Below are 23323 nucleotides of genomic sequence, written 5' to 3'. Positions count from 1 at the left end.
CGTGGGCGCGACGGTGAACGAGGCCTGGGTGGTCCGCGTCCCGTCCGGGCCGGTGATGTGCGCGTCGAGTGTCGCTGTGCTGTCGGCGTCCAGGCGCACCCCGCCGGCCACCGTCAGGACCGGACGCAGCTCGCGCAGGTCCAGGTCCACGTCGATGTAGGCGGGTTCGTGCCTGGCGACGGTGTTCGGACCCGCGCCGTCGTCCGGCAGACCGCCGACGACCCACACGGTCATCCGGGCACTCGACCCGAAGGAGGTCGTGCAGGTGTAGTCCATCCGCACCGCGGTCGTCTGGGCCGACGCCGAGGTTGTGGCTCCCGTCAGCGCCCCGACGACCACCAGGACAGAGACCAGCGACAAAGCGGTGATGCGGAGCGGCTTCCCTCTCTTGCGCACCTGCACATCCTCTCCGTCGACCATTCAGCCGCAGCAAGGTAAAGGCGGTCCGAGCGATGGCGAAATCCCACCCCACAACGAATGCACTCTCATGCCGCTGAGCGTGCGACCGACGACAGGCAAGACAGCACCGATGGGCCTTGGGAGCAGACTGAACGCAACTCCGTTCGACGAGCATGCTTAACGGTCCTCGATGGACCTGAACGGACCCGCGCCCGATGAGCGGATATCGACGACGCGGGAAGACTGCACGACAACGTGAAGCGGTGCCATTGATCCAACCAGCTCAGCGCGAACGCTTCACAAGCTCTTCCATGCCGTCCAGATATGGCATCCCTTCACGCTCAGATCGATAGGAAAGGGTTCTGTAGATGTCTGCAGCGATAGCCGATTCTACGGAGCGCAGCTCATCGAGGTCACGGACCTGCTGCTGAAATTGGGTCGTCAATCGCTCCCACGAAACCGCCTCGCCTGCAGTTTCCTCGGCCCACAGGGAGTCGACTTCCAAGGCGCCCATCACAGCCTGGAAGCGTTCGTCGAATGACGAGTTCTTCCATCCGTTCAGGGCCGCCGTCACAGCAGTGATCACCTCCACCGCGACTGCTTCCGGAAGATTGAACTCCGCTCGCCTGTTGATCTTGGAGAGGTCGGATTTCAAACCCATCAGAGCAGCATCGACAACTGGCCTGACCTTCTCGGGAGTCAAGCCTCCCTCTCTCCGGAGCAACCGAGCGATGGCCACGAGCGCGTCGTGCGCCGGGCCATGCCCCCGAACAGTCTTGTTCATCTCGGTGTACACCTGGTAGACGGGGAGCACGCGGTGCACTGCGGCCAGCGAGAACGCGGTGAGCCCGGTTTCGTCAAGCTCACTGCACCCTCTTCTGATCACGTCGATCTCACCGGTCGAAAGCACCCGATAACCCTTTCTCACAACTATGGGATCACTCCCATACAGCCTGGTGGTCTACGTGAGAACGGCGCGTCAACGGGCGCCCGACCGTGCCCGCGTGCGGGCGCTCACCGGACCCTTTGCCCCACGCGGCACTCACCGATCTGTTAGTGACCTACCTCGATGATCGTGCCACGGCACCGGTACCTGATCGAACCAGCATCGAGCCAAACACGACCGGCGTGGTCGCGGTGACGAAATCGGTGGTGTAGACGACGGAGATCACCGCGTGCGAACCGCCCGGCGGGAGGGTGGAGAACGTGATGCCGTAGGCGTTGCGCGAGGGGTCCCAGTGGATCGCGGGCGCCCAGCTGAAGCAGGTGGTGTTGGTCGAGTTGACGTTGAGCAGCCAGTCTGCCGACCAGGTCCGGCGAGGTCCAGACGTGGATGTTCTGGTTGGGCCTGGTGAACGAGCCGCCCACCGGGATGTCGGTCGCCAGCACGACCCACGTGCCGTTGTTGAGCCGGGTGGTGAACGGGTCGCGGATGCCCTTGATGCCGGCGGTCGGTGTGAGGACGGCGTTGTTGTCGTTGAGCAGTGTCCACTCCAGACCGTCGCCGCTGACGGCGAGGTGGACGGCGTTGACGTTGCCCGAGCCGTTCTGCGACTCCTTGAAGTCCGTCGAACCAGTCGTACCGTGATCGTTCCCCTCGTGACCCGCGCGCCGTGTCCGCGTCAGGCGAGGTCCACTGCTGCACGGCCAGGCCGTTGCAGGTCCACTGCCGGACCTCGGCGCCGGGCTTGAGACCGAAGTTGTAGTTGTCCAGACACAGCGCGCTGTGCCGGTTCTGCGGCTCGCGCGTGCCGGAGACCGGTGAAGAGGGTGGGCAACCGCTCGCGGAAACCAGCCGGGGACTCTCCGTTGTCACCAGGGCACGGCCAACGGCACCGCCGTGACGTTGTGGGACTGCAACACCCAGGGCAACCAGCAGTTCCGCGTCAACTCCGACGGCAGCGTGACGGCGGTGGCGTCGGGCAAGTGCCTGGACGTCAACGGCAACGCCACCACCAACAGGAAGAAGGTCATCATCTGGGACTGCCACGGCGCCACCAACCAGAGGTGGACCCGTACCTGACCCTCGGGCGCGGCCCCGCGGGCTTCGGTTTCACCACCGACCGGGACGACACCAACGCCTCACCCACCCGGTCCACCCGCAACGGCCCGTCCGGCACGGCGGAGCAGATCCGCGAGGCCGAAGCCCGAGGCGGCTGGGCAATGGCCATCTCCCTGAAGAACCAGCGACTCGCCAAGTTGGCGCGCGAGCAGCGCTGGCCCGGCACAACGTCCCAATTCACCGAGCCTTGGTACGCAGCTCCGGACCGCGAGCCCGCGCGCAGCTCCAGCAGCTCGCCGCCCAGGGCGATCGGACCGCCATGCGGCTGCTCGCCCAGCTCGGCACCGCATCCGCCGAACGCGAAGCGACCGCGCTGCGGGAACGGCAGAGCCGCAACGCGATCCAGATTCGCCCGGTCCTGGACCAACGACTCAGGACACTGGAGATCGAGCTTCAGCGCGCGGTGGGGTCCAGCCCGCGGCGCCAGTCGAAGCGGTCGTGGGACCGCCGGACACGGGTCGATGTGCTGGCACTGGCCAGTCGGCAGAGGACCCGTTTCTGGACGGGCTGCTGGTTGCCGGGGTCACCTGGATGCCGGGCGGCAGGTGCAGCCAGGCGGTGGATTCGGCGTCCCAGCCGGTGAGGATGGCGGTGCCGTGCGGTGTCCTGACCGGGACGTGGTGCGCTGTGAGGAGGCCGGTCACGGTCAGGTGCACAGCGTCGAGGTCCTCGGCGGCGCGACTCCAGCAGACCCGAGCGCGTCCCGCTGACGGGTACGGGTAGCGGGTCACCAGTTGCCCGTAGTCGGAGGGCGAGCCGATGGTGAACAACCGGACGCCCGCCGGATCGAAGGTGACGGTGGACAGCGATCTCGTCTGGCCGAACTCCGCCCACTCTGCCCATTGCCACATGCTGGTGCCGCCCGGCAGGAGCGATGAGGTCCACAACGCTCCGATCGGTTTGTCGGGGGCGGCGGCACTTGTGGATTCGTCGGCCATCTGGACCTCGTGCGGTGTCGCGTCCGTCGCGTATCGCGCCTGGGGCGACCGCAGTAAGGGATCGCCCAGGGACCCGGTTGCCAGCCGCCGCAGCACGGCGGCTGCGATGTGGTCGAGTTCCGGAGCGGGCCGCGCGGTGAAGTCACGGCCGGAATGCTGAAGAGATACCGCGAACGCGATATGCCGATAGAGGTCGTCGTCGGTCAGGTCAGTCAGTCGAGCGTCGAGGTCGCCGAGGAAATCGCGCAGCAGCAGGCACAGTTCGATGAGGACGGGGCTCCATAGCTGCTTGGTGGGGCGATCGGCCATGAGCGGGCCTCGTGTTCAACTAGGGTGCCTGACCTCCGAGACGGTAGCTCCGCCTGGGGCCGGGCAGTCTCCGCACCTGGGTCCCAGGCAAGCCAGCCAGCAGTTGACCTGGGTCAGTTCCCGTTCTCCATCGTGCGTGATGCCTCCTACGACCGCGCCGAACACCCGCGGGCTCGACCGGTTTCACGACGTAGTCGTCGGCGCCGCACTCCAAGCCGACCCAAGACGTCCACCGCGTCACCGCGAGCAGTCAGCAGGATCACCGGAACCGTGTCACCCGTGCGGATGTGGCGGCACACCTCGAATCCGTCGGCACCGGGCAGCATCACGTCGAGCAATACCAGGTCCGTGGGGTCCGCCGGTCGACCAGCGCCTGCTCCCCCGTGGCCCACGCTCTCGGCACGACTACCGCCGCCAGGGGTCAGCGTCGTTCTCCACGCCAATCGGCGCAGGGCACGACCTCGAATCCACGGCTGGGGAAGACGGTGTCCATGAAGAAGTTGTGCACGGCCGAATCGTCGTCGGCGCAACCGTCGCGCAGCACGGTCACCCGGTAGTCACGGTCTGCTGCGTCGTAGCACGTCGCAGCCACCATCGCGCTGGTCGCGACGCCGGCGATCGCGAGAGTGTCGACGCCGCCCGCGCGGAGCACGAGGTCAAGGTCTGTGCCGGCGAATGCGCTGGCGCGGCGTTTCACCACCACGACGTCCTCGTCGGCGACCGGCAGAGCGATCTCAGTTCCGGCCGATCCTTGGTGGAAGGTGTCCCCGGCTTCGTAGAACGTTCTGAACATCGCGTTGCCCGGTGGCAAGTCGGTCCCGTTGCCCCGGACGGCGAAGTGCACGAACACGACGAGGACACCAGCCGCGCGGGCGCGTGGGAGCAGTTCGGTGAGCGGCGGCACGACCTGCCTGGCGAACGGGTAGCTGCTCGTGATGCCCTGCTGGACGTCGCCGACGATCAGTGCGGTGGTCACGACAGTCTCCTGTTCGGTCTCTGTCCGGTGCCCTGTGTCAGCAGGACAGCCATTCCGGCGGCGACGGTGAAGCTACCGGTCGTGATCGTCCCGGTGAGGTAGGGGCCGGTCGATACCGTCGAGCGTCTCGGCAGTGACGCCGAGGGATCTGCCTGACGTCCGGGAGTTGCGTCGCCGTTCACCCAGCCGCCAAAGATGCTGTTCCCGAGTCCATCACCATGGACATTCGATAACGGTTTGTTCACCAGCGTGAGTTCACAGCGTTCTCGCGATGACATTTCGCGCACTTCGAGAAGCTCCGTCGGTCGACGTAGGCCGGAGCGGCCAGTGCAACAACGCCGAACGCCACACTTGCCGCGAGCACGCCGGCTCTCTCTTGAGCCCGACTCGAACGGTCATGGCTCCCTCCTCGCTTCGGGCGGCCCGGCCGCTGCGGTCGAGGCCCCAGTGGTGCACAACCGGACTCCTGTGTTTGGCATCGAACAAAACATCGCTGGCGCGTGAGCGCACGCCCGTGACAGAAAGTAGTTGTGCAGCACCTTCGGTCAGGGTGTTCGCCCAACGGACACCCACGACCGACATGCGGCACAAGCCGGGGCAAAACGAACAAGCATGACGACAAAGGAATGTTCGGCAGCAAGTCCTGCAAATGCGCACAAATAAGTGGGTGTGAATAAGTTAGTACTTGTTAACGACCGGTTCGCAACAGATCCTTGCCGTGCTCCGTCAACACATTCACCTCGACGAACGTCCGGCTCTCCCTGCAACCGCAGAGCCGGGCCGTTCGCCCTGCAACGAGGAGAACGATGCAAGCGAGACGTAGTTTTGTGCTGGCCGCGGCCGGATCGCTGGTCGCCGCCGTGCTCACCCAGACGGGCGCGTACGCGGCTCCGCAGCCCCAGCCGGGCCAGACCGCTGAGGCGATGGCGGTGGACGCGGCCGCGAGCCTCGTCGACAGCCGGCCCAGCCAGCTGCACGCCAGCGCGAGCGACCAGTTCGTGCGGCACAACGTCATCTCGTCCACCAACGGCCTCAAGTACGTCCCCTACGACCGGACCTACAAGGGCATGCCGGTGGTCGGCGGTGACTTCGTCGTCGTCACCAACTCGACCGGGCAGGTGCTGCACACCTCCGTCGGCCAGAGCTCCACGATCGACCTGGCGAACACGACGCCGTCCGTCACCAAGGCGCAGGCCGAGAAGACAGCGCGGGCCGCTTTGTCCACTGTGGACAGCACCGGTGCGCCCGAGCGGGTCGTCTACGCGCTCGACTCCACGCCGAAGCTCGCTTGGAAGGTCTCGGTCGTCGGCCGGGACTCCGAGGGCCCGAGCAAGCTCGACGTGGTCGTGGACGCGGCGACCGGCCAGGTGCTGCACAAGCAGGAGCACGTCCTGCACGGCACCGGCAACAGCGGGTGGAACGGTCCTTCCGTCCCCCTCACCACCACGCAGTCCGGGTCGACGTACTCCCTGAGGGACCCGAACCTCACCAACGTCAGCTGCCAGGACGCGGCGACCAACACCACGTTCACCAAGTCCTCCGACTCGTGGGGCAACGGCAACGCGACCAGCCGCGAGACCGGTTGCGTCGACGTGCTGTTCGCGGCGCAGACCGAGTCGAAGATGCTCACGCAGTGGCTGGGCCGCAACGGTTTCGACGGTAGCGGCGGTGGCTGGCCGATGCGCGTCGGCCTGAACGACCAGAACGCCTACTACGACGGCAGCCAGGTCCAGATCGGAAAGAACACCAGCGGGCAGTGGATCGGCTCGCTCGACGTCGTGGCGCACGAGCTCGGTCACGGCATCGACGACCACACGCCGGGTGGCATCTCCGGTGCGGGCACGCAGGAGTTCGTCGCGGACGTCTTCGGCGCCACCACCGAGTGGTACGCCAACGAGCCGTCGCCCTACGACACGCCTGACTTCCTCGTCGGCGAGACGATCAACCTCGTCGGCCGCGGCCCGATCCGCAACATGTACAACCCGAGCGCTCTCGGCCACGCGAACTGCTACAGCAGCTCGATCCCGAGCACCGAGGTGCACGCGGCGGCCGGGCCCGGCAACCACTGGTTCTACCTGCTGTCACAGGGCACGAACCCGACCAACGGCCAGCCGACCAGCTCGACGTGCAACAGCACCTCGATCACTGGTCTCGGCGTCGAGAAGGCTGTCAAGATCTTCTACAACGCCATGCTGCTCAAGACCTCCGGCAGCTCGTACCTCAGGTACCGCACGTGGACGCTGACCGCGGCGAAGAACCTCTACCCCGGCAGCTGCGCGGAGTTCAACACCGTCAAGGCCGCCTGGGACGCGATCAGCGTGCCCGCGCAGTCCGCCGACCCGACGTGCAGCGCGACCGGCACGGTCACCGTCAGCAACCCCGGCAACCAGTCCAGCACCGTCGGCACGGCGGTGAGCCTGCCGCTGTCGGCGAGCGGCGGCACCGCGCCGTACACGTGGTCGGCCACCGGCCTGCCCGCCGGCCTGTCCATCAACTCCAGCACCGGCACCATCTCCGGCACGCCGACGACCGCGGCCACGTCGAACGTCACGGTGACCGCGACGGACAGCGCGAACAAGAACGGCACCGCGTCGTTCAGCTGGACCGTCGGCACGGGCGGCGGCAACTGCTCCGGCCAGAAGCTCGCCAACCCGGGCTTCGAGTCCGGCAGCGCCTCCTGGACGGCGACCTCCGGCGTCATCGGCCAGCACGGCAGCAACGGTGAGCCCGCGCGGTCCGGCACCTGGTCGTCGTGGCTGAACGGCTACGGCTCGTCGCACACCGACTCGCTGACCCAGTCGGTGACGATCCCGGCCGGCTGCAAGGCGACGCTCACGTTCTACCTGCACATCGACACCAGCGAGACCGGCAGCACCGTGTACGACAAGCTGGCGGTCACGGCCGGGAGCACCACCCTCGGCACGTTCTCGAACGTCGACGCGGCCTCCGGCTACGTGCTGAAGACGTTCGACGTGTCCTCGTTCGCCGGTCAGACCCTGACGGTGAAGTTCAACGGCACTGAAGACGCTTCGCAGCAGACCTCGTTCGTCATCGACGACACGGCGGTCACGCTCAGCTGACGCGTGGTGCGGTTGCCGGCGCTGGAACATCAGCCCGGCAACCGCACACCCATTTTCGTGGCGCACTCGCCAGGCGGTCCACCGACGAGCCGCGCCGCAGGTCTTCGAGATATGGGTTCATGTGGTGTGCCTACAGCGAGTAGGTGTTGTCGGTGCCGCATTCACCGGATCGTGTCCTGGTGTTCGGCGCGTACGAGGAGTGAGGTAGTGATCACTCTGTAGTGAAGGAGTCCTGCGATGGACACAGCCGCGGTCGAGCACTTCCGCGCCAACGACCAGTCCATCCCCGAGCAGCTGAGCCGGTGCGGGAGTCACTCGTCGCGACGGGCAACCCGCCGGAGTGGCTGCGGGCGCCGTGCTCGGGATTCCCGCCGAGGCCGTGCCGGAGTCCGCTGACCGGTGGACCTGCCATGTCGTGCGCGGTCCCGGTCCGTACAGGCTCCCGGCAGGTCGGGTCAGACTCTTGCCGCCGGCTCACATCGTGGAGAATTGCGGTCATGGCTCATCCGGACGAGTTGACGGCGCTGGACCTCTACTCGGTCTGGTCAACGGCGCGGGACCTGGAGGCCGTGTTCGACCCGTTCTCCTTCGAGCAGCGGATGGCCGCCTACCGAACGATGATCGACAACACCAACGCCGGCGGCCGGTTCGGCGCCGACAACCGGCACAACCCGCTGTGGGGGTTGATGTTCCAGCACCAATGGCAGTTCCGCACCGATCGGCTCGGCGCCGCCACCCGGCACAACGGGCGGATCGACCCGGACTCGCCCTGGGGCTACGGCAACTACACGCTCAGCGTCATCCCGTGGCTGGGCGCCGCAGCCGCCGCAGTGGTGCCGGCCCTGCCGGTCGCCGACCCGCCGACCCGCTCCCGGTTCCGGTACGTGACAGGCCGAACCGTCCCGGACGAGCTCGCCCCGGCGGTGCGGGACTGGCGCGCCTACTTCTCCCTCGTGAGCTCGGGTGACCTGACCGACCCCGAACCGGCACGCCTGGCCCTGTGGAAGGCGCACAAGACATCCCTGGACGTGGTGGTCGACGTCCTCGCCGACGTCGACACCGCCCCCTGGCCCGACCTGGAGATCAGCTTCCTGCGCGGCTGGTGCCGGATGGTCGACTACCTGTGGGCAGCAGCCTGGCCCACCGACTTCACCTTCATGACCGCCCACGGCCTCGACGTGCTGCCCGAATCCCTGCTCGCCACACCCGAGGACGTCAACGCACTGCCACCCACAACACGCGGCAACGTCGTGAACATCCTCCGCCTCGCAACCACCCCGACGTGGCGCTACAACCTCAACCTGCTGTTGTGGAAGCGAGTCATGCGCACCCGCGAAGCCCGCAACCGGGTGCTGCCCCTGCTCGACGCGGTGTTCAACCCCAAACCGGACAACGTCGCTGAACGCCGCGCAATGCTCGGCTACCTGCTACGCCCCTGACCGCCCTACCAGCACGCCGGAATCCGGATCCCTGCTGAAGCCGCGCCGCAGGGAGATCGAGAAGCGCTACGAGTCCGTCCATGACGGACTCCACTGATCCGCGCTTCCTCGTTCGGTACAAAATGGACCATCGACTTGACCGGCAGGAACAGGGTTCTGCCGGTTCTTCTGCGTGGTTTCCGCGCGAGCGGGTTCATAGGTTCCTCCTCGTACCCGGCCGTCACCTCTCCTCTCTGCGCACAGACCACCGCCGCGCCACTGCCGTCCAGGAGACGAAGATGACCCGTTGCGAGCCCGTGCTGACCGGCAGCGTCGCGGTCCGTCGCGAGATCGAGGCGTCGTGGCGCCGTTCCCGGCGGGCCGGCCTGAGCCCGTTGAGCCAGGCCGGCACGACGCCGGTCCGCCCGGTGCCGTCGAGCCACCCGCTGCGCAGGCTCGCCGCGGATGTGCCGGGCCGGTTCGAGGAGGACATCTCCGGAAGCCCGTTCACCGCTGTGCTCGCGGACGCGGGAGGTGTGATCGTGGACCTGAGACCCGGCACGCCCGAGCTCGACGACAACGGGCGGGCGTTCACGGCGCGGTGCGCCGGCCGGGGCGAGCTGTCCCCGCTGCGCAACCTGCCCGCGCTCGTGAACGACCGCCTGGCCGTGCTGGGCGCGACCGGCGAGATCACCGTCCACGACCTGCCCGAACGCTTACGGAACGACTTCGCCAAGCAGCCCAGGAGCCTCATGGCGAAGACCGAGTACGAACTGATCGTCAAGACGCTGCGCACGTGCGGGGGCAACCGCGTGAAGGCGGCCGAGCACCTGGCATCAGCCGCTCGACGCCGCACCGCCGGCTGCGCACCTTCGGCATCGCGGCCTGACCCTGCTGTCCACGAGGTGGAGAAGACTTGACCGCGGAACCGACGCCGGGCACCGGGCGCATCACCGAGGACCTGCTGCCCTGGCCGCCGCAGCGGGCCGGCGACATCGCCGCGAGGTACCTGCCGCACTGGGGCGACGCGCGGGTCGTGCGGGTGAGCCTGGCCGACGGCCGGACGTCGTGGCTCGCGACCGGGCACGCCGAAGTCCGGTCGGTGTTGTCCGGACGGCACTTCGCCGTGCGGGCCTCCCCCTTGCACCGCAACGACGACGCGGCGGTGATCCGGGCGTCGCGCATCCTCCGGCTCGACGGCGCGGAACACCGCCGGGTGCGCAGCGCCGTGGCCAAGGCCCTCGACGGACGCCGGCACACGTTCCGGCCGCTGACCGAGGCCGCGGTCGAGCGCCACCTGGACCTCGTGCGGCACCGGGGCGGCCCGGTCGACCTGGTCGCCGGGTTCGCGCTCGCCGTGCCGCTGCAGGTGGTCTCCGAGCTGCTCGGGCTGCCGTCGCGGGACCGGGAACGGTTCTACGACAACGGAACCGCCGAGCTGATGCGCATCGGCATCTCGGCGGGCAACGCGAACGAACGCGCGCAGGCCGCACTGGACTACCTCGCCGAGGTCGTCGACGCCAGGTACCGCGTTCCGCAGGACGACCTCATCAGCGATCTGGTCACGGGATCCGAGCTGACCGCCGAGGAGATCGCGGAACAGGGCGTGGCGTTGCTGATGGCCGGGTACGAGGCGCCTGCCGGGATGATCTCCAAGGGGGCCGTCGAGCTGGCCGCCGACGCCGAGCTGCGCGCCGCGCTCACCGGCGACGACCCCGGTCTGAGGGCCGGCGCCGTCGAGGAGCTGCTGCGCCACGTCACGATCGTCCAGTACGGCATCGACCGGGTCGCCACCGAGGACGTGATGCTCGGCGGCCGCCGCATCAGGCGCGGTGAGTCCGTGATCGCGTTGCTCGCCGCCGCGAACCACGATCCGGCGCTGTCCGCCGCGCCTGAGAAGATGAACGCGCACTGCCCGGTGCGCGGTCACGTCGCGTTCGGGCACGGACCGCACCACTGCCTCGGGCCGGAGCTCAGCCGGATCATGGTCGAAACCAGCCTGTCCCGCCTGTTCACCGAGTTCCCGGCGCTGCGCGTCGTCGAGAACGACAACCGCGAACGCGACGAGTACGTGATGGGCGGGCACCTGCGGCTGTGGGTCACGTGGTGACCTGGCCCGGCCTGTACTGCCCGGTCGAACCGGCGGCGCACCCGATGGCCGAGCAGGCCCAGATCCGCTCGGTCGAGTGGTCGACGCGCTTCGAGCTCGCCCCGGACCCGCGCCGGCGGGCTCGGCTGGCGGCGGCGAAGCTCGGTCCGCTCGCCGCGCTCAGCGCACCGGGTTGCCCGCCGGCGTGGTTGCAGGTGCTGGCCGACATGGCGACGTGGTGGACGGCGTTCGACGACGAGTGCGACGACGGCCGGAGCACGGACGAGCTGGGCGTGCTGATGTGGCCGGTGCTGCGGGCGTTCGACGCGCCGGCCTCCCACGCGGAGACCGGTTACGCGGCGGCGTTGAGCGATCTGCGGCACCGGATCGCGGCACTCGCGACCCCGGAGCTGGCGCGGCAGTTCACCGACGGGCTGCGCGCGACGTTGCTGACCGAGCTGGTGCGCACCGCCCAGACGAGCGGCGGCGCGGAGCCGACGTACGACGAGTCGCTGGCCACCCGCGGCCGGTCGAGCTCACCGGCGTGGGCGTTCCCGTTGCTGTGGCACGCCGCCGGGTGCCGGGGCTCCGCCGAAGCCACCCTCGCCGACCCCGCCTGCGGTGTGCTGCTCGACCTCACCGCGAGCATCATCAACTGGGACAACGACTTCCACTCCTACGACGGCGACAGGGCCGACCCCGGCAACGGGAGGAACCTGGTGAGCCAGGTGCGCGTGCGCCTGGGGTGCGGCGAACAGGACGCGATCGCCGCGGCCGTGGCGCTGCGCAACGAGGTGATGGCGCTCTTCCTGCGCCTGCGAGACCGGCTCCACCACCGCGCGGACCCGGACCTGCGGCGGTTCCTCGCCGGTCTGGGGCACTACCTGCGCGGCAACCTCGACTGGCACGAGCTGAGCGGGCGGTACGCCACGACCGGGATCTCCCTCGTGCCCGAGTGGGAACGGGTGTGGTGCGACCCGAGGCTGAGGACGCCCGCGATCTCCTGGTGGTGGGACGAGGCCGACGGGTCCTAACCCGAGCTCCAGGTGCGGCGAGCGCGCCGGTACGCGGGCAGGGCGATTCTGAGCCTCGCCGGCAGGCTGACGCTGACGCGCCGGTCGAGCACCTCGTACCCGGCGTCCTCCACCGCGTCCAGGATGCCGCTGTACAGCAGGTAGGCGGTCTCGATGCACGGCCGGCTCGACGGCGCGAGCATCGCGATGCCACCGACCGCGTACGCGTACAGCTCGCGGGTGCGCTCGATCTCGAACCGCAGCCACTCGCGCACGTGCTGCGTCGTGCGTGCGGAGGCGAGATCGGTGCGCGTCACCCCGAACCGGCGCCGGTCCCGCGCGGGCAGGTACACCCGGCCGCGGGCGAGGTCCTCGGCGATGTCGCGGATGAAGTTGGTGAGCTGGAACGCCTCCCCCATCACCCGCGCGCGGTCGAACGCCTCGTCGCACAGCGGTTCGAGGATCGGGACCATCTGCAGGCCGATGACGGCAGCCGAGCCGTACATGTAGCCGGCGAGGTCGTCGAGGGTCTCGTAGTCGTTGATCGTGAGATCGGCCTCCATCGCGCCGAGGAACGTCTCGACGTGCCGGAGCGGGATGTCCCAGCGGCGCAGGGTGTGCCGCAGGGCGACCGTCACCTCGTCGCCCTGCGCGGTGTCGTCGGCCAGGTCCGCCAGGGCCTGGTGCGACCAGGTCCGGAACTGCTCGGCCCTGCTGTGCTCGGGGCCGTTGTCCACGATCTCGTCGGCGTGGCGGGCGAAGCCGTACAACGCGTTGACGTACGGGCGTTTCCACGGCGGGAGCAGCATCGTCGCCAGGTAGTAGCTGCGGCCGAAGCTGGCGTGCAGCTCCCGGCACCGGCCGTACGCGGCCCGCAGGACGGGATCGGTGATGCCGGCCGCGTCGAGCGCCCGGCCGCCTCCGGTCCTCATCGGACGGTCACCACCCGGTCTCGTGCGTCCGCGCCGATGGTTCGCCCGGCCGTGAGATGGCCGCCGACGAGCGCCATGCGGAACGGTCCCCCTCGGTGGTGGTGAGGGCACGGCGCTGCACCGAGCGCTCGGGCCGTGGCCTGTTCGAGCGCGGTCACGACGACCTGCTCGTGGTGAAGTGCGCGAGCCGGTGCAGCACCGCACGCACCCCCGGCGGGCACGGCAGGAACCGCAGCGCGTCGAGCGCCTGGCGCCGCCGGGCTTCGATCATCTTCTCGACCTCGTGCCGTGCACCGGTTCCGGTGAGCACCGAACGCACCCGTTCGGCGCCGTCGTCGTCCAGGTCCGCCCGGCCGAGCAGCTCGGTCAGCACCTGGCGCTGATCGGCGGACGCGGCCCTCATCGCGAGCGCCACCAGCACGGTGTTCTTGCCCTCGCGGAGGTCGTCCAGCACCGACTTGCCGGTCACCGCCGGGTCCCCGAAGACGCCGAGCAGGTCGTCGCGCAGCTGGAACGCCTCACCGAGCGGGATCGCGAACCCGGACAACGCCTCGCTCATCCCGTCATCACCGCCGCTCGCCATCGAGGCGCCGAGTTGCAGCGGCCGCTCGTAGCTGTACCTGGCGGTCTTGTAGCGGATCGTCTTGAGCGCGGTGTCCACGTCGTCGCTGAGGTGCCCGGTGGTGTGCAGGTCCAGGTACTGGCCGCGCACCAGCTCGGTGCGCATCGCGTCGAACCGGCGCAGCAGCGCCACGAGCGCGGCGGGATCGAGACCCGCGGTGTGCAGCAGCTCGTCGGACCAGATCAGGGCCAGGTCACCGAGGAGGACGGCGCTGCCGAACCCGAGGTCGTCCGCGGTGGGGCAGCTCAACCGGTGCGCCTTGCGGTGCATCGCGGCGAACGTGCGGTGCGCGGTCGGCGCTCCCCGGCGGGTGTCCGACCGGTCCATCACGTCGTCGTGGATCAACGCGAAGGCGTGGAACATCTCCAGCGCCGCAGCCACCCGCACCACCTCGGCGGGTGGCTCGCCGGTGTGGCCCGCGGTGGCCTGCCAGCCGAGCAGGCAGAGCACCGGCCGAATCCGCTTCCCGCCTGCCAGCAGGAAATCGCGCAGGACGCTCGTCAACGCGTCCGCGGCGGTGATGCCGTCGTCGGAGGTGCGGCCGTCGAGGAACGACCGGAGGCACGCGTCGACCGACCGGCGCAATGCCGAGAGGTCGACGCCGTTGGCAGCATGGTCCACCTGTGCGGTCATGACAGCTCCATTCCGGTGATGACAACGGCGACGTTAGGGGCCCCGACCGGCTGTTCAGCCCGCTCCGGGCGAAGGTGTCGCACTTTGACACAGGGCACACGACCGGAGTCACCGACGACGGCGGCTCCGGTCGTGCCCACCACGGAGGTGCGGGGTGCCGCGCACCTCGATGCGGGCGCATCGCCGGAACTACCGGCTCGCCTTGGCCACCACACTGTCGCAGTAGGACGCGAGCAGGCCCGGCAAGCCGCCGGCCGCGGCGCACAGCAACCGGTTCGCGAGGCCCGGCCGGATGACCGCCTTGCGGCGTTCGACGCCACGCACCACCTCTGCCGCCACGCGTTGCGGTGACATCGGCTCGACGGTGCCCGACAAGGCCACCAGTTCCTTGGGCTTGAAGGGCTTCTCGAAGGCGAGCTGGGGGGTGTCCACATCGGCCGGGTACACGCCGGCGACGTGGATCCCGTGCGGTTTCAGCTCCATCCGCAGCGAGTCGCACAACCCCCGGACGGCGAACTTGCTGGGCGCGTAGGCGCTGTAGCCCAGCAGCCCGATCACCCCGGCTGTGGAGGACACGCAGGTGATCGTGCCCTCTCGTCGTTCGACCATGCCCGGCACCACCAGCCGCACCGCGTTCACGATGCCGAAGTAGTTCACCTCCATCTGGTCGCGGAAGGTGTCCGCGGGCAGCTCGGTGAAGTAGCCCGGCAGCACGGTCCCGGCGCACAGGATCGCGTCCCGCACCGGGCCGTGGCGCTCCTGCAGTGCGGCCACCGCGTGCCGCAACGCGTCCGGGTCGGCCACGTCCGCGGACGCCGTCGCGATCGGCTCGCCTTCCCGGTGCAGCGCGGCGAGCTTGCTCTCGTCGCGGGCCACCACCGAGACGTGCGCGCCCCTGGCCGCCAGCAGGCGGACGAGCGCCAGCCCGATGCCGCTGGACCCACCCGTGACCAGGACGTGGCGTCCGGTCCAGTCTCGTTTGCTCACTGGGCGTTCCTCTCGGTGGCAGGGTGCCGAAGCAGCCCCAGCGCGGTCATGTGTTCGGCGAGCAGATCGACCGCGCGGTCGATCTGCTCGTCGGTGTGTTCGGCGGTGACGAAGAAGCGCAGTCGTTCCTGGCCCCTGAGCACGGCCGGGTACAGCACGGTGTTCGCCATGACGCCCCGCTGGTACAACCGGTGCGCGAGCTCGACGGTGAGCTGCTCGTCGCCGGTCATGCAGGGCACGACGGGTGCCTCGTCGTGCCGGTCGCCGGTGTCGATGCCGGCCTCGCGGGCCAGCGCACCGAACCGGGCGGCGTTGGCCCTGGCCCGCGCGGAGAGCTCCGGTTCCGCCCGCATCCGCCGCATCGCGGCACGCGCGGCCGCCGCGTCGCCCGGCGGCAGGCCGGCGCTGAACAGGAACCCGGAAGCGCCGTACCGCAGGAGATCGATGACGTCGGCGCGCCCGGCGACGTACCCGCCGAACGACGCGAACGCCTTGGAGAACGTGCCCGACCACAGGTCGACCGCGTCGCGCGGCAGCCCGAAGTGCTCACCGAGCCCTCGCCCGGTGGCGCCCAGCACACCGACGCTGTGCGCCTCGTCCAGCATGACCATGACGTCGTGCCGGCGCGCGACCTCGACGAACGCCGGCAGGTCCGGGATGTCGCCGTCCATGCTGTACACGCCTTCGAGCACGAGCAACGCCCGCCGGTACTGCCCGCGGAACCTGGTGAGGAACCGTTCGAGCGCCGCCGGGTCGTTGTGCGGGAAGCTGCGAACCGCGGCACCGGACAGCACGCCACCCTGCTTGACGCTGATGTGCGCGTACGCGTCGTGGATCAGCAGATCACCATCGGAGAGCAGGGCGTCGATGGCCGTGACGTTGGTGAGGTAGCCGCCGGCCAGCACGAGGCTGTCGTCGCAGCCGAGGAAGTCCGCCAGTTCCTCCTCGAACTCCTGGTGCAGCGGCGTCTCGAGCACCAGCCTGCTCGCCGAGCACGACGTTCCGTACCGGTCGAGCGCGGCCTTGGCGGCGGCGATGACCTCCGGATCGCCCGCGAGGCCGAGGTAGTTGTAGCCGGAGAACGACGTCTGCCGCACCCCGCCGGAGGTCATCCCGTCCCGCTCCCGCTCCACCACGGGGAAGCACGGGTTCCAGCCGGTCTGGTCCCGCCACCGCGCGATCCGGTCACGCAGGGGCCCGACCTCGGGCAGAACAGCGGCCGGTGCGGTCGCAGCGGCAACGGCGGGTGCGCGCTCAGCCGGAACAGCGGGCGCGGCTGCCGGTGCCACGACAGGTGCTGCGGCGTCCGGTGCCGTGAGCAGGCCCCCGGCCATGCCTTCGAGGCGGACGAGCAGGCGACCCCGCGCGTCCACCGCCGTCACCGTGCCCGCCGCGACCGAACGTCCCTCCGCACTGCCCTTCTCGGCGAACAGCAACGCACCGTGCGCACCGGCGTCGTCGGCCGGGCCGCAGGTGATGCGAGCGATCCGCTGCGGTACCGCGACTCCGTCCGTGGCGGCGCCGAGGCCGAGCTGCACGGCGGCGTCCACCAGCAGCGCGGGGGTGACGAACCCGGCAGGCCAGGAAGCGCCCGGAGCGAAGCCGAACCTCGCCCACCGGCCGCGGGCACCCGCGCGCACGTCGTGCAGCGAGGCGAACGGCCCGGTCAGCGCGAGCGGGCCGGAACCGCCCTCAGCCGGCGGAAGCCCGTCCACGGCGGGCAGGTCGAGCGTCACGGCCTCGACATCCTCCGCGAGGTGCACGGTCACCTCCGCGTCCACCCGGTCGTGCACGAGCACCCGGCCGTCAGGCGCCACGACATCGCCGCTGACGGTGACCGTCACCTCGGTTCCGTCGAGACGACCTTCGACGCGCTTCACCGTGGTCCGGCCGTCCTGCAGGCTCATGAACCTGTGCAGCACCAGGTCCGTGAAACGCGCGATCCGCAGTCCCGGCCGCAGCGCGAGCGCGGCCTCCGCGGCCATCTCCAGGACGAACGCGCCCGGCAGCGTGGGTCGCCCGCGCACCAGGTGCCCGGACAGGTAGGCCTCGTCCGCCAGCTCGCACACGGCCGAGATCCGGCAAGCGCTCTGTGCGGTGATCTCGCGCAGGTAGAAGCCGGACCACAGGCCGGCCGCACGCCTCAGGTCGCCGAACGGAGCGGCACGGTCCGGACCGGCGAACACGGACGCCGCGGCCCGGAGGGGGTTGTCCAGCTCGGCCAGGAAGTGGCGCACACCCTCCTCTGTGGACAGTGCGGCGACACCCTGGCGGGTGAGGCGGTCGACGAGGGCGGCGGCGAAACCGGTGTCGCGCCACACGCCGAACCCGATCGTCCACTCGCCGTCGCCGTGCGCTGCCGCCGACTGCAGGAAGGCGTTCGCGCTGGCGTAGTCGCTCTCACCGAGCTGCCCGGCGTACCCGATGATCGAGCCGCAGTTGAACCAGAGCCGGGGCTGCCGGGCGCCGAACGCGCGCTTGAGGTTGAGGTAGCCGCGCACCTTGGTGTCGCGCACCGCCTCGAAGCCTTCGACGGACTTCACCGCCAGGGCGCGGGCGTCGTTGATGCCGGCGATGTTGAGCAGCAGATCGACGGTTCCCGTCTCGGCCAGCACCTGGCGCGCGACGGCCTCGACCGCGTTCTCGTCCCGCACGTCGCAGGTCAGGTACCGCACCCGCACGCCGCGGTGCGCACGCAGCCGGCGCAGGGTGTCCCCAGCCTCCGCGGCGCGCACCAGGGCGGTGTGCTCGCGGGCGGCCTCCGCCGGGCTGACGCGGTCCTGGCCACGGGTGCGGGCGCGCACGAACTCCGCGCGGTCCGGCGCCGGCTCGTCGGACGCCTCCGCCGTGCCCAGCAGGTACACCCGGCACGGGCCGCGTTCGGCGAGTGCGGCGACCAGCTCGGCGCCGACTCCGCGCGCCCCGCCCGCGGCGACGATCACCGGGTCCTCGCCCAGCACGGGACCGGCCTCGGACCGCTCGGGCGGCGGTTCGAGCACCGGCTCCCAGCGCGCACCCGCGAACCGGTAGGCGGCGGAGGTGGTCCGGTCCACCGCGGTCTCCTCGGCCAGGTCCGCGGCGACGACGGCGAGGTCGTGGCTCTCGTGCACCAGCGTGCACACCACCGCGCCGGCCAGTTCGAGCTCCACCGCGGCGGTGAAGCCGGTGAACAGACCGGCCAGCGGATGCGGTGTTCCCGACGGGTCCACCCCTCCGAGCAGCACCACCGCGAACGACTCGCACGCACCGCTCGCGGCGGCACGCGCCGCGCGGAACATCCGGGTGTGCAGGTCGAGCACCTCCGCCACCGAGGTGGTCACACCGTCGACGGCATCGATCTCCGGCAGGTCGACCACCACCCGGACGTGCCGGGACGGCTCCGAGTCGCGCAACGGCACCTCCGCGACCAGATCGGCGCGGTTGGTGAGCACGACGGCGTCCGAGGGGAACGCGGGCAACGGTTCCCGTACGGGTGCTTTCCGCGTGCGTCGCAACACGATCCGGGCCAGTGAACCGGTGTCGCCGGAAGAGGTCAGCACCGACACCGCACCCGCCAGGTTGCCCGCGCCGGGGATCACCGGCTCCCCGCCCCGCACCGGAGCGGTCAGCGCGGCCCTGACCGGAGCGAGTTCGGTGGCAGGCAGCCCGCCCGCCAGCGACCGGCGCGTCACGGCGAACAGGAACGCGCCCTCGCGCGGAGCCCGGTCCCCCACCACCGGCCGGATGTGGTCGAGCCACGAGGGAAGCGTGTTGCCGTTCGCCACGCCGACCAGCACGACGTCGAGCTCGCCCTGGTCGAGCTGGTCGGCGGCCAGCTCGAACGCCGTGGCCAGCGAGCGCGCACCGGTGTCGACGGTGCAGGCGGGGCCGTGCAGGTCGAGGTGGTGGTTCAGCCGGGCGGCGGCGATGTTCGGCATGGCACCGGGGCCCGACTCCGAGCCGACGGGTGGCATCAGCCGATCCACGCTCTCCCGCAACCGGGCCAGGTACGGCTCGGCCGCCCCGTGCGGTTCGGTCTCGCGCACCAGCCGGGCGACGCGGTCGTGGTGGATGCGGCCGCGGTGCAGCACGGCGTTGCGCGCGAGACCGACGTGCGCCACGACCACCCCGACCCGGTCGCGCCGCGCCGCGCACAGCCCGAGGACCCGTTCGTCGAGCCGGTTGGCGCATTGCAGCAACAGCAGCTGGGCGCGGTCGGTCGCCCTCGCCACCGGCGGCGGCATGCGCAGCTCGCGCAGCGGCGCGGGCGGGTACTGGTCGCCGAACGACGTCCGCGCGTCCGGTGTGGTCAGCGCCGTGAGCAGCTCGGCGGGGGAGTCGGCGTCCGGCAGCAACCCGGACCAGCCGACCACGACCGCCGGGTCCGCGGCCGGGGGACGTGCGGGCGGGCGCGGGGTGGAACGGTCGGTGAACAGCACGTGCGCGTCGGCACCGCCGAAACCGAACGCCGACACCGCGCCGGTGCGCGGGCGGTCGCCGCGGGGCCACGGCACGGGTTCCGTCGCGACCTCCAGCGCCGGGAACGCCGCTCGCCCGGCACTGAAGCGGTGCTGCGGCGGGATGCTGCCGTGCCGCAGCGCCAGCAGGAGCTGGATGACGGACACGAGACCGGCACCCCAGCCGGGGTGGCCGACGATCGACTTGTTGGAACCGACCCAGGTCGGGCCGCTGTTCGCGTGCACCTCCGCCAGCACGGCCAGCTCGGTGCTGTCCCCGATGGGCGTGCCGGTGCTGTGCGCCACGACGTAGTCCACATCGGACGGTGTCAGGCCGGCGTCGGCGTACGCGCGCTCGATGGCCCGTCGCTGGCCGTCGGCGTTCGGCGCGTGCACCGCCTTGCCCCGGCCGTCGGAGGCCAGTCCGACACCCGCCACCACACCGTGGATCCGGTCACCGTCCGCCTTCGCCCGGCGGCGGGACTTCAGCACCACCAGCGCGGCACCGTCACCGAACAGCACACCGTCGGCCGTGGCGTCGAGAGATCTGATCTCACCGGACGGCGAGAGCCCGCGCAGCTTGGCGAACAGCACGTTCTCGGTCGCGGTGAGCGCCTCGCTGCCCGCGCACACCGCGACCTCCGCCCGGCCCGCCCGGATCGCCCGCACGCCGACGTCGAGCGCGGTCAGCGCGGACGCGCACGCGGCGTCGACCACCGTGACCGGGCAGTCCGGCGGCAGCAGGCCGGCGAACGCCGACGACAGCAGCGCTTCCGCCGAGTGGGCCGCCACCGGACCGTGGTCGAGCTGAGCGCTCAACGTCTTGCGGATGCGGCTCGCCACGTCGTGCGCCAGCAGGTCCTCGCTGTCGCGCAACACTTCCAGCGCACCGGCCAGCACCACGGAGTCTTCCAGCACCGGACTGTTGTTCGAGCTGTACCCGACCGTCGCGACCACCCGGTCGGACGGGCGCAGCGAGGTGCCGTCCAACGCCTGCAGCAGGCAGTGCCGCAGCCACACCAGGTTCGGGTCGGGGGCGGTGCCGGCGTCCGCGATCTCGGCGGCCAGCACCGGATGCGGCGTGAAGCCGGTCATGAACGCGCCGCGCGTCTGGTACGAGCGGTCCGGCGCGGCAGGGTCCGTCGCGCCGAAGTCCGCCACGTGCCAGCGCTCCGGCGGCGGCTCGGTGAAGAACTCACCGCCTTCGCCGAGCAGGCGCCAGAACTCCTCGGGGCTGGACGCGCCCGGCACCGCGATTCCCATGCCCACCACGACAACGTCGTCGTCAGCACCGTCGTCAGCACCGTCGTCAGCACCGTCGTCTTCGGGTTCCGCGGCAGCCTCTTCCACCACCTCCTCCGCCACCTCGGCCACCGGCGCGCGCGTCGGCAGCGTCGCCGGCCCCAGCAGCACCCCACCGTCCGCGACCACGGACTGCCCGGTCATCCACGCGGACTCGTCGGAGGCCAGGAACAGCACCAGGTTCGCCAGGTCCTGCGGTGTGCCCAGCCGGCCCAGCGGCGTGCTCGCCCTGATCTTGGCGGCGAAGCTGTCCGGGTCGGTGAACAACCGCGCGGAGCTGTTCTCGATGAGCCCGGCCGACGCCGTGTTGACCCGGATGCGCTCACCGGCCAGCTCCACCGCCAGCGCACGGGTCAGCGACTCCAGCGCGGCCTTGGAGGCACCGGTGAGGATGTAGTCGTCGAGCACGTGCGTGGCGCCGATGGACGACACGTTCACCACGGCCGCGCCACCGGCGGCGGCGAGCAGTGGCCGGGCCGCCTGCACGCACCACAGCGGTGCCTTCACGTTGGTCGCGAGCACCCGGTCGAACGCGTCCTCGGTGACCTCGTCGAGCGTGACGAAGGCGCCGTAGGCCGCGTTGTTGACCAGCACGTCGAGCCGGCCGTACTCCTCGGCGATCGTCTCGGTCAGCTGCCGCACGTGCTCGGGTTTGGCCACCGAGCCCCTGAGCACGCGGGTGCTGTGCCCCTCCGCGGCGAGTTCGGCCGCGAACTGCTTGGTCTCCTTGAAGGAGTGGAAGCAGTTGAGCACCAGCTCGGCGCCCTCGGCGGCGAACGACCGGCAGATCGCCCGTCCCACACTGCCACCGGCGCCGGTGACGAGCACCACCCTGCCCGCGAAGCGGTTCATCGCGCCGCTCCGGCCGGCAGGCGGGTGAGCACGAAGTCGACGAGCTGCCCGAAGGTCCGCACCTGCGCGGCGGTCGGGTCGTTCTCGGCGACCCCCATCCGGTAGTGCCGGTCGAGCTTCACGAACATCTCGGACTTCTTCAGCGAGTCGACGCCGAGATCGGCTTCGAGCTCGACGTCCTCCTCGAAGACGTCCTCGGGGTACTCCAGCTCCTTGGCGTAGAACGTCCTGATCTCGGTGAGCAGGTCGTCCCGGCCGCGCGAGAGCGGCTTCCGCGCCACCACCGGTGCCGGTTCGGCACCGCGCTCGACGGGCCGGGGAGCGTCCTGCAGTCCGAGGAAGTCCAGCGTCCGGGAGAGCGAGGACAACGGCCTCAGCACGGTGGCCACGGGGCGCACCGACAGCACCGCGGTCGTGAGCGCCTTGCCGGCGCCGAGCTCCACGAAGATCGAGCCCGGCTGCCGGTCGAGCACCTCGACGGTCTCCCCGAACCACACCGGCTGCACGAGGTGCAGCGCGAGCAACGCCCCGATGTCGTCGGCATCGCGGTAGTACCGCCGCAGGATCGGCGAGTACACCGGCACCTGCGCCGCCGACCTCTCCCGCCCGGCCATCCGAGCGGCGAACTCGACCTGCGCGCCGGCCAGCGAGGGGTGGTGGAACCCGTGCGGTGACAGGAGTTCCTTCGCACCGATCCCCGCCGCCTGCGCGACCGCCACCGCGACCCGCACCGCCTCGGCCGGGCCGGACACGACCACCTGGGCCGGGCCGTTCTCCACCGCCACGACGACCGACGGGTCCACCAGCGCGAGCACGCGATCGACGGTGCCGCGCCCGGCGCCCAACGCCGCCATGACGTGCTCACGGGGCGCGGCAGCGCGCAGCACGGCCGACCGCTCAGCGACGATCTCGGCTCCCTGTGCGACGGTGAACACCCCCGCACAGGTCAAAGCCGAGATCTCGCCGAGCGAATGGCCCGCGAGAGCGGCGAAGCGCACCCCGCGGTCGACCAGCAACGCATGCGCCGCAACGGAAGTCGCGTACACAGCGAGCTGGAGGAGATCCGGGTTCTCGTGCAGCAACCGGTCTGCCGCCGGCGGTCTGTCGGCGAAGACCTGTTCGGAGACAGTGCCTCCAGCGCGTGCCGAGGCGATCTCGTCGACCGCGGCGAACACCTCGCGCACCGCGCGCTCGGCCCGCAGACCGTGCAGAGCTTCCGCCTGGAACGCACCTTGGCCAGGCAGCAGTCCGATACAACGCTCGTTCACCGGGGGT

Annotated in this window: 16 protein-coding genes and 1 pseudogene; 7 read left to right on the top strand and 10 right to left on the bottom strand. The window is 70.4% G+C overall.

Annotated features, from left to right (window positions below):
* Nucleotides 1-396, bottom strand: a 396-nt coding sequence (locus ADL03_RS30450) for a hypothetical protein (RefSeq protein WP_157529492.1), incomplete at its 3' end; no start/stop codon positions are given.
* A gap of 286 nt (nucleotides 397-682) precedes the next feature.
* On the bottom strand, nucleotides 683-1309 hold the full coding sequence (locus ADL03_RS30445; protein WP_053737023.1) for a hypothetical protein: 627 nt from the start codon (nucleotides 1307-1309) through the stop codon (nucleotides 683-685).
* Nucleotides 1310-1732: 423 nt separating this feature from the next.
* Here ADL03_RS30445 and ADL03_RS47530 point away from each other — a divergent pair, with 423 nt between their 5' ends.
* Together ADL03_RS47530 and ADL03_RS30435 are read left to right on the top strand one after the other, a co-directional pair.
* Complete coding sequence (locus tag ADL03_RS47530) at nucleotides 1733-1987, top strand: hypothetical protein (protein WP_053737022.1); 255 nt, start codon at nucleotides 1733-1735, stop codon at nucleotides 1985-1987.
* Between the two features lie 234 nt (nucleotides 1988-2221).
* Nucleotides 2222-2422: pseudogene (locus ADL03_RS30435) on the top strand (ricin-type beta-trefoil lectin domain protein); the annotation flags it as partial.
* 410 nt (nucleotides 2423-2832) lie between these two features.
* Here ADL03_RS30435 and ADL03_RS30430 read toward each other — a convergent pair.
* The 3 genes from ADL03_RS30430 to ADL03_RS30425 all read right to left on the bottom strand — a co-directional run bounded on the left by ADL03_RS30430 (nucleotide 2833) and on the right by ADL03_RS30425 (nucleotide 4684).
* Complete coding sequence (locus ADL03_RS30430; RefSeq protein ID WP_053737020.1) at nucleotides 2833-3708, bottom strand: hypothetical protein; 876 nt, start codon at nucleotides 3706-3708, stop codon at nucleotides 2833-2835.
* 146 nt (nucleotides 3709-3854) lie between these two features.
* Nucleotides 3855-4034, bottom strand: coding sequence for a hypothetical protein (locus ADL03_RS49880; protein WP_369809038.1), 180 nt, complete (start codon nucleotides 4032-4034; stop codon nucleotides 3855-3857).
* Between the two features lie 95 nt (nucleotides 4035-4129).
* Nucleotides 4130-4684: a cysteine hydrolase family protein gene (locus ADL03_RS30425; RefSeq protein ID WP_053737019.1), complete on the bottom strand. Its 555-nt coding sequence runs from the start codon at nucleotides 4682-4684 to the stop codon at nucleotides 4130-4132.
* An 806-nt stretch (nucleotides 4685-5490) separates the two neighbouring features.
* Here ADL03_RS30425 and ADL03_RS30420 point away from each other — a divergent pair.
* From ADL03_RS30420 to ADL03_RS30400, 5 genes are all read left to right on the top strand, one after another.
* Nucleotides 5491-7764, top strand: a complete 2274-nt coding sequence (locus tag ADL03_RS30420; RefSeq protein ID WP_197288772.1) for a M4 family metallopeptidase — start codon at nucleotides 5491-5493, stop codon at nucleotides 7762-7764.
* Nucleotides 7765-8261: 497 nt separating this feature from the next.
* Nucleotides 8262-9203, top strand: a complete 942-nt coding sequence (locus ADL03_RS30415; RefSeq protein WP_053737018.1) for a Leg1-related protein — start codon at nucleotides 8262-8264, stop codon at nucleotides 9201-9203.
* 278 nt (nucleotides 9204-9481) lie between these two features.
* Entirely contained in the window at nucleotides 9482-10102 is a 621-nt protein-coding gene (locus tag ADL03_RS30410; protein WP_197288771.1) for a helix-turn-helix domain-containing protein, read from the top strand.
* Entirely contained in the window at nucleotides 10099-11292 is a 1194-nt protein-coding gene (locus ADL03_RS30405; protein WP_053737016.1) for a cytochrome P450, read from the top strand. Before ADL03_RS30410 ends, ADL03_RS30405 begins: the two co-directional genes overlap by 4 nt.
* Complete coding sequence (locus ADL03_RS30400; protein ID WP_157529488.1) at nucleotides 11289-12305, top strand: hypothetical protein; 1017 nt, start codon at nucleotides 11289-11291, stop codon at nucleotides 12303-12305. Before ADL03_RS30405 ends, ADL03_RS30400 begins: the two co-directional genes overlap by 4 nt.
* Here the strand turns inward: ADL03_RS30400 and ADL03_RS30395 are convergent.
* The 5 genes from ADL03_RS30395 to ADL03_RS30375 all read right to left on the bottom strand — a co-directional run bounded on the left by ADL03_RS30395 (nucleotide 12302) and on the right by ADL03_RS30375 (nucleotide 23316).
* Entirely contained in the window at nucleotides 12302-13216 is a 915-nt protein-coding gene (locus ADL03_RS30395) for a phytoene/squalene synthase family protein (protein ID WP_053737014.1), read from the bottom strand. The genes ADL03_RS30400 and ADL03_RS30395 overlap by 4 nt on opposite strands.
* A 154-nt stretch (nucleotides 13217-13370) precedes the next feature.
* Nucleotides 13371-14471, bottom strand: a complete 1101-nt coding sequence (locus ADL03_RS30390; RefSeq protein WP_053737013.1) for a polyprenyl synthetase family protein — start codon at nucleotides 14469-14471, stop codon at nucleotides 13371-13373.
* Between the two features lie 189 nt (nucleotides 14472-14660).
* Entirely contained in the window at nucleotides 14661-15458 is a 798-nt protein-coding gene (locus tag ADL03_RS30385; RefSeq protein ID WP_053737012.1) for an SDR family oxidoreductase, read from the bottom strand.
* Nucleotides 15455-22048: an SDR family oxidoreductase gene (locus tag ADL03_RS30380; RefSeq protein WP_053737011.1), complete on the bottom strand. Its 6594-nt coding sequence runs from the start codon at nucleotides 22046-22048 to the stop codon at nucleotides 15455-15457. The genes ADL03_RS30385 and ADL03_RS30380 overlap by 4 nt, the downstream gene beginning before the upstream one ends.
* Nucleotides 22045-23316, bottom strand: a complete 1272-nt coding sequence (locus ADL03_RS30375; RefSeq protein ID WP_053737010.1) for an acyltransferase domain-containing protein — start codon at nucleotides 23314-23316, stop codon at nucleotides 22045-22047. Before ADL03_RS30375 ends, ADL03_RS30380 begins: the two co-directional genes overlap by 4 nt.
* Nucleotides 23317-23323 lie beyond the last annotated feature (7 nt).

The sequence above is a fragment of the Nocardia sp. NRRL S-836 genome (assembly GCF_001279525.1).
Lineage (GTDB): Bacteria > Actinomycetota > Actinomycetes > Mycobacteriales > Pseudonocardiaceae > Lentzea.
The sequence above is the reverse complement of the archived record's forward strand: the minus strand, read 5'-3'. Positions and strand labels throughout refer to the sequence as shown.

Bases quoted from the DNA above. Each gene is read 5' to 3' on its own strand.
- ADL03_RS47530 (WP_053737022.1), top strand. From the start codon at position 1,733: ATGTTCTGGTTGGGCCTGGTGAACGAGCCGCCCACCGGGATGTCGGTC.
- ADL03_RS30380 (WP_053737011.1), bottom strand. From the start codon at position 22,048: ATGAACCGCTTCGCGGGCAGGGTGGTGCTCGTCACCGGCGCCGGTGGC.
- ADL03_RS30390 (WP_053737013.1), bottom strand. From the start codon at position 14,471: ATGACCGCACAGGTGGACCATGCTGCCAACGGCGTCGACCTCTCGGCA.
- ADL03_RS30410 (WP_197288771.1), top strand. From the start codon at position 9,482: ATGACCCGTTGCGAGCCCGTGCTGACCGGCAGCGTCGCGGTCCGTCGC.
- ADL03_RS30430 (WP_053737020.1), bottom strand. From the start codon at position 3,708: ATGGCCGATCGCCCCACCAAGCAGCTATGGAGCCCCGTCCTCATCGAA.
- ADL03_RS30395 (WP_053737014.1), bottom strand. From the start codon at position 13,216: ATGAGGACCGGAGGCGGCCGGGCGCTCGACGCGGCCGGCATCACCGAT.
- ADL03_RS30415 (WP_053737018.1), top strand. From the start codon at position 8,262: ATGGCTCATCCGGACGAGTTGACGGCGCTGGACCTCTACTCGGTCTGG.
- ADL03_RS49880 (WP_369809038.1), bottom strand. From the start codon at position 4,034: ATGCTGCCCGGTGCCGACGGATTCGAGGTGTGCCGCCACATCCGCACG.
- ADL03_RS30420 (WP_197288772.1), top strand. From the start codon at position 5,491: ATGCAAGCGAGACGTAGTTTTGTGCTGGCCGCGGCCGGATCGCTGGTC.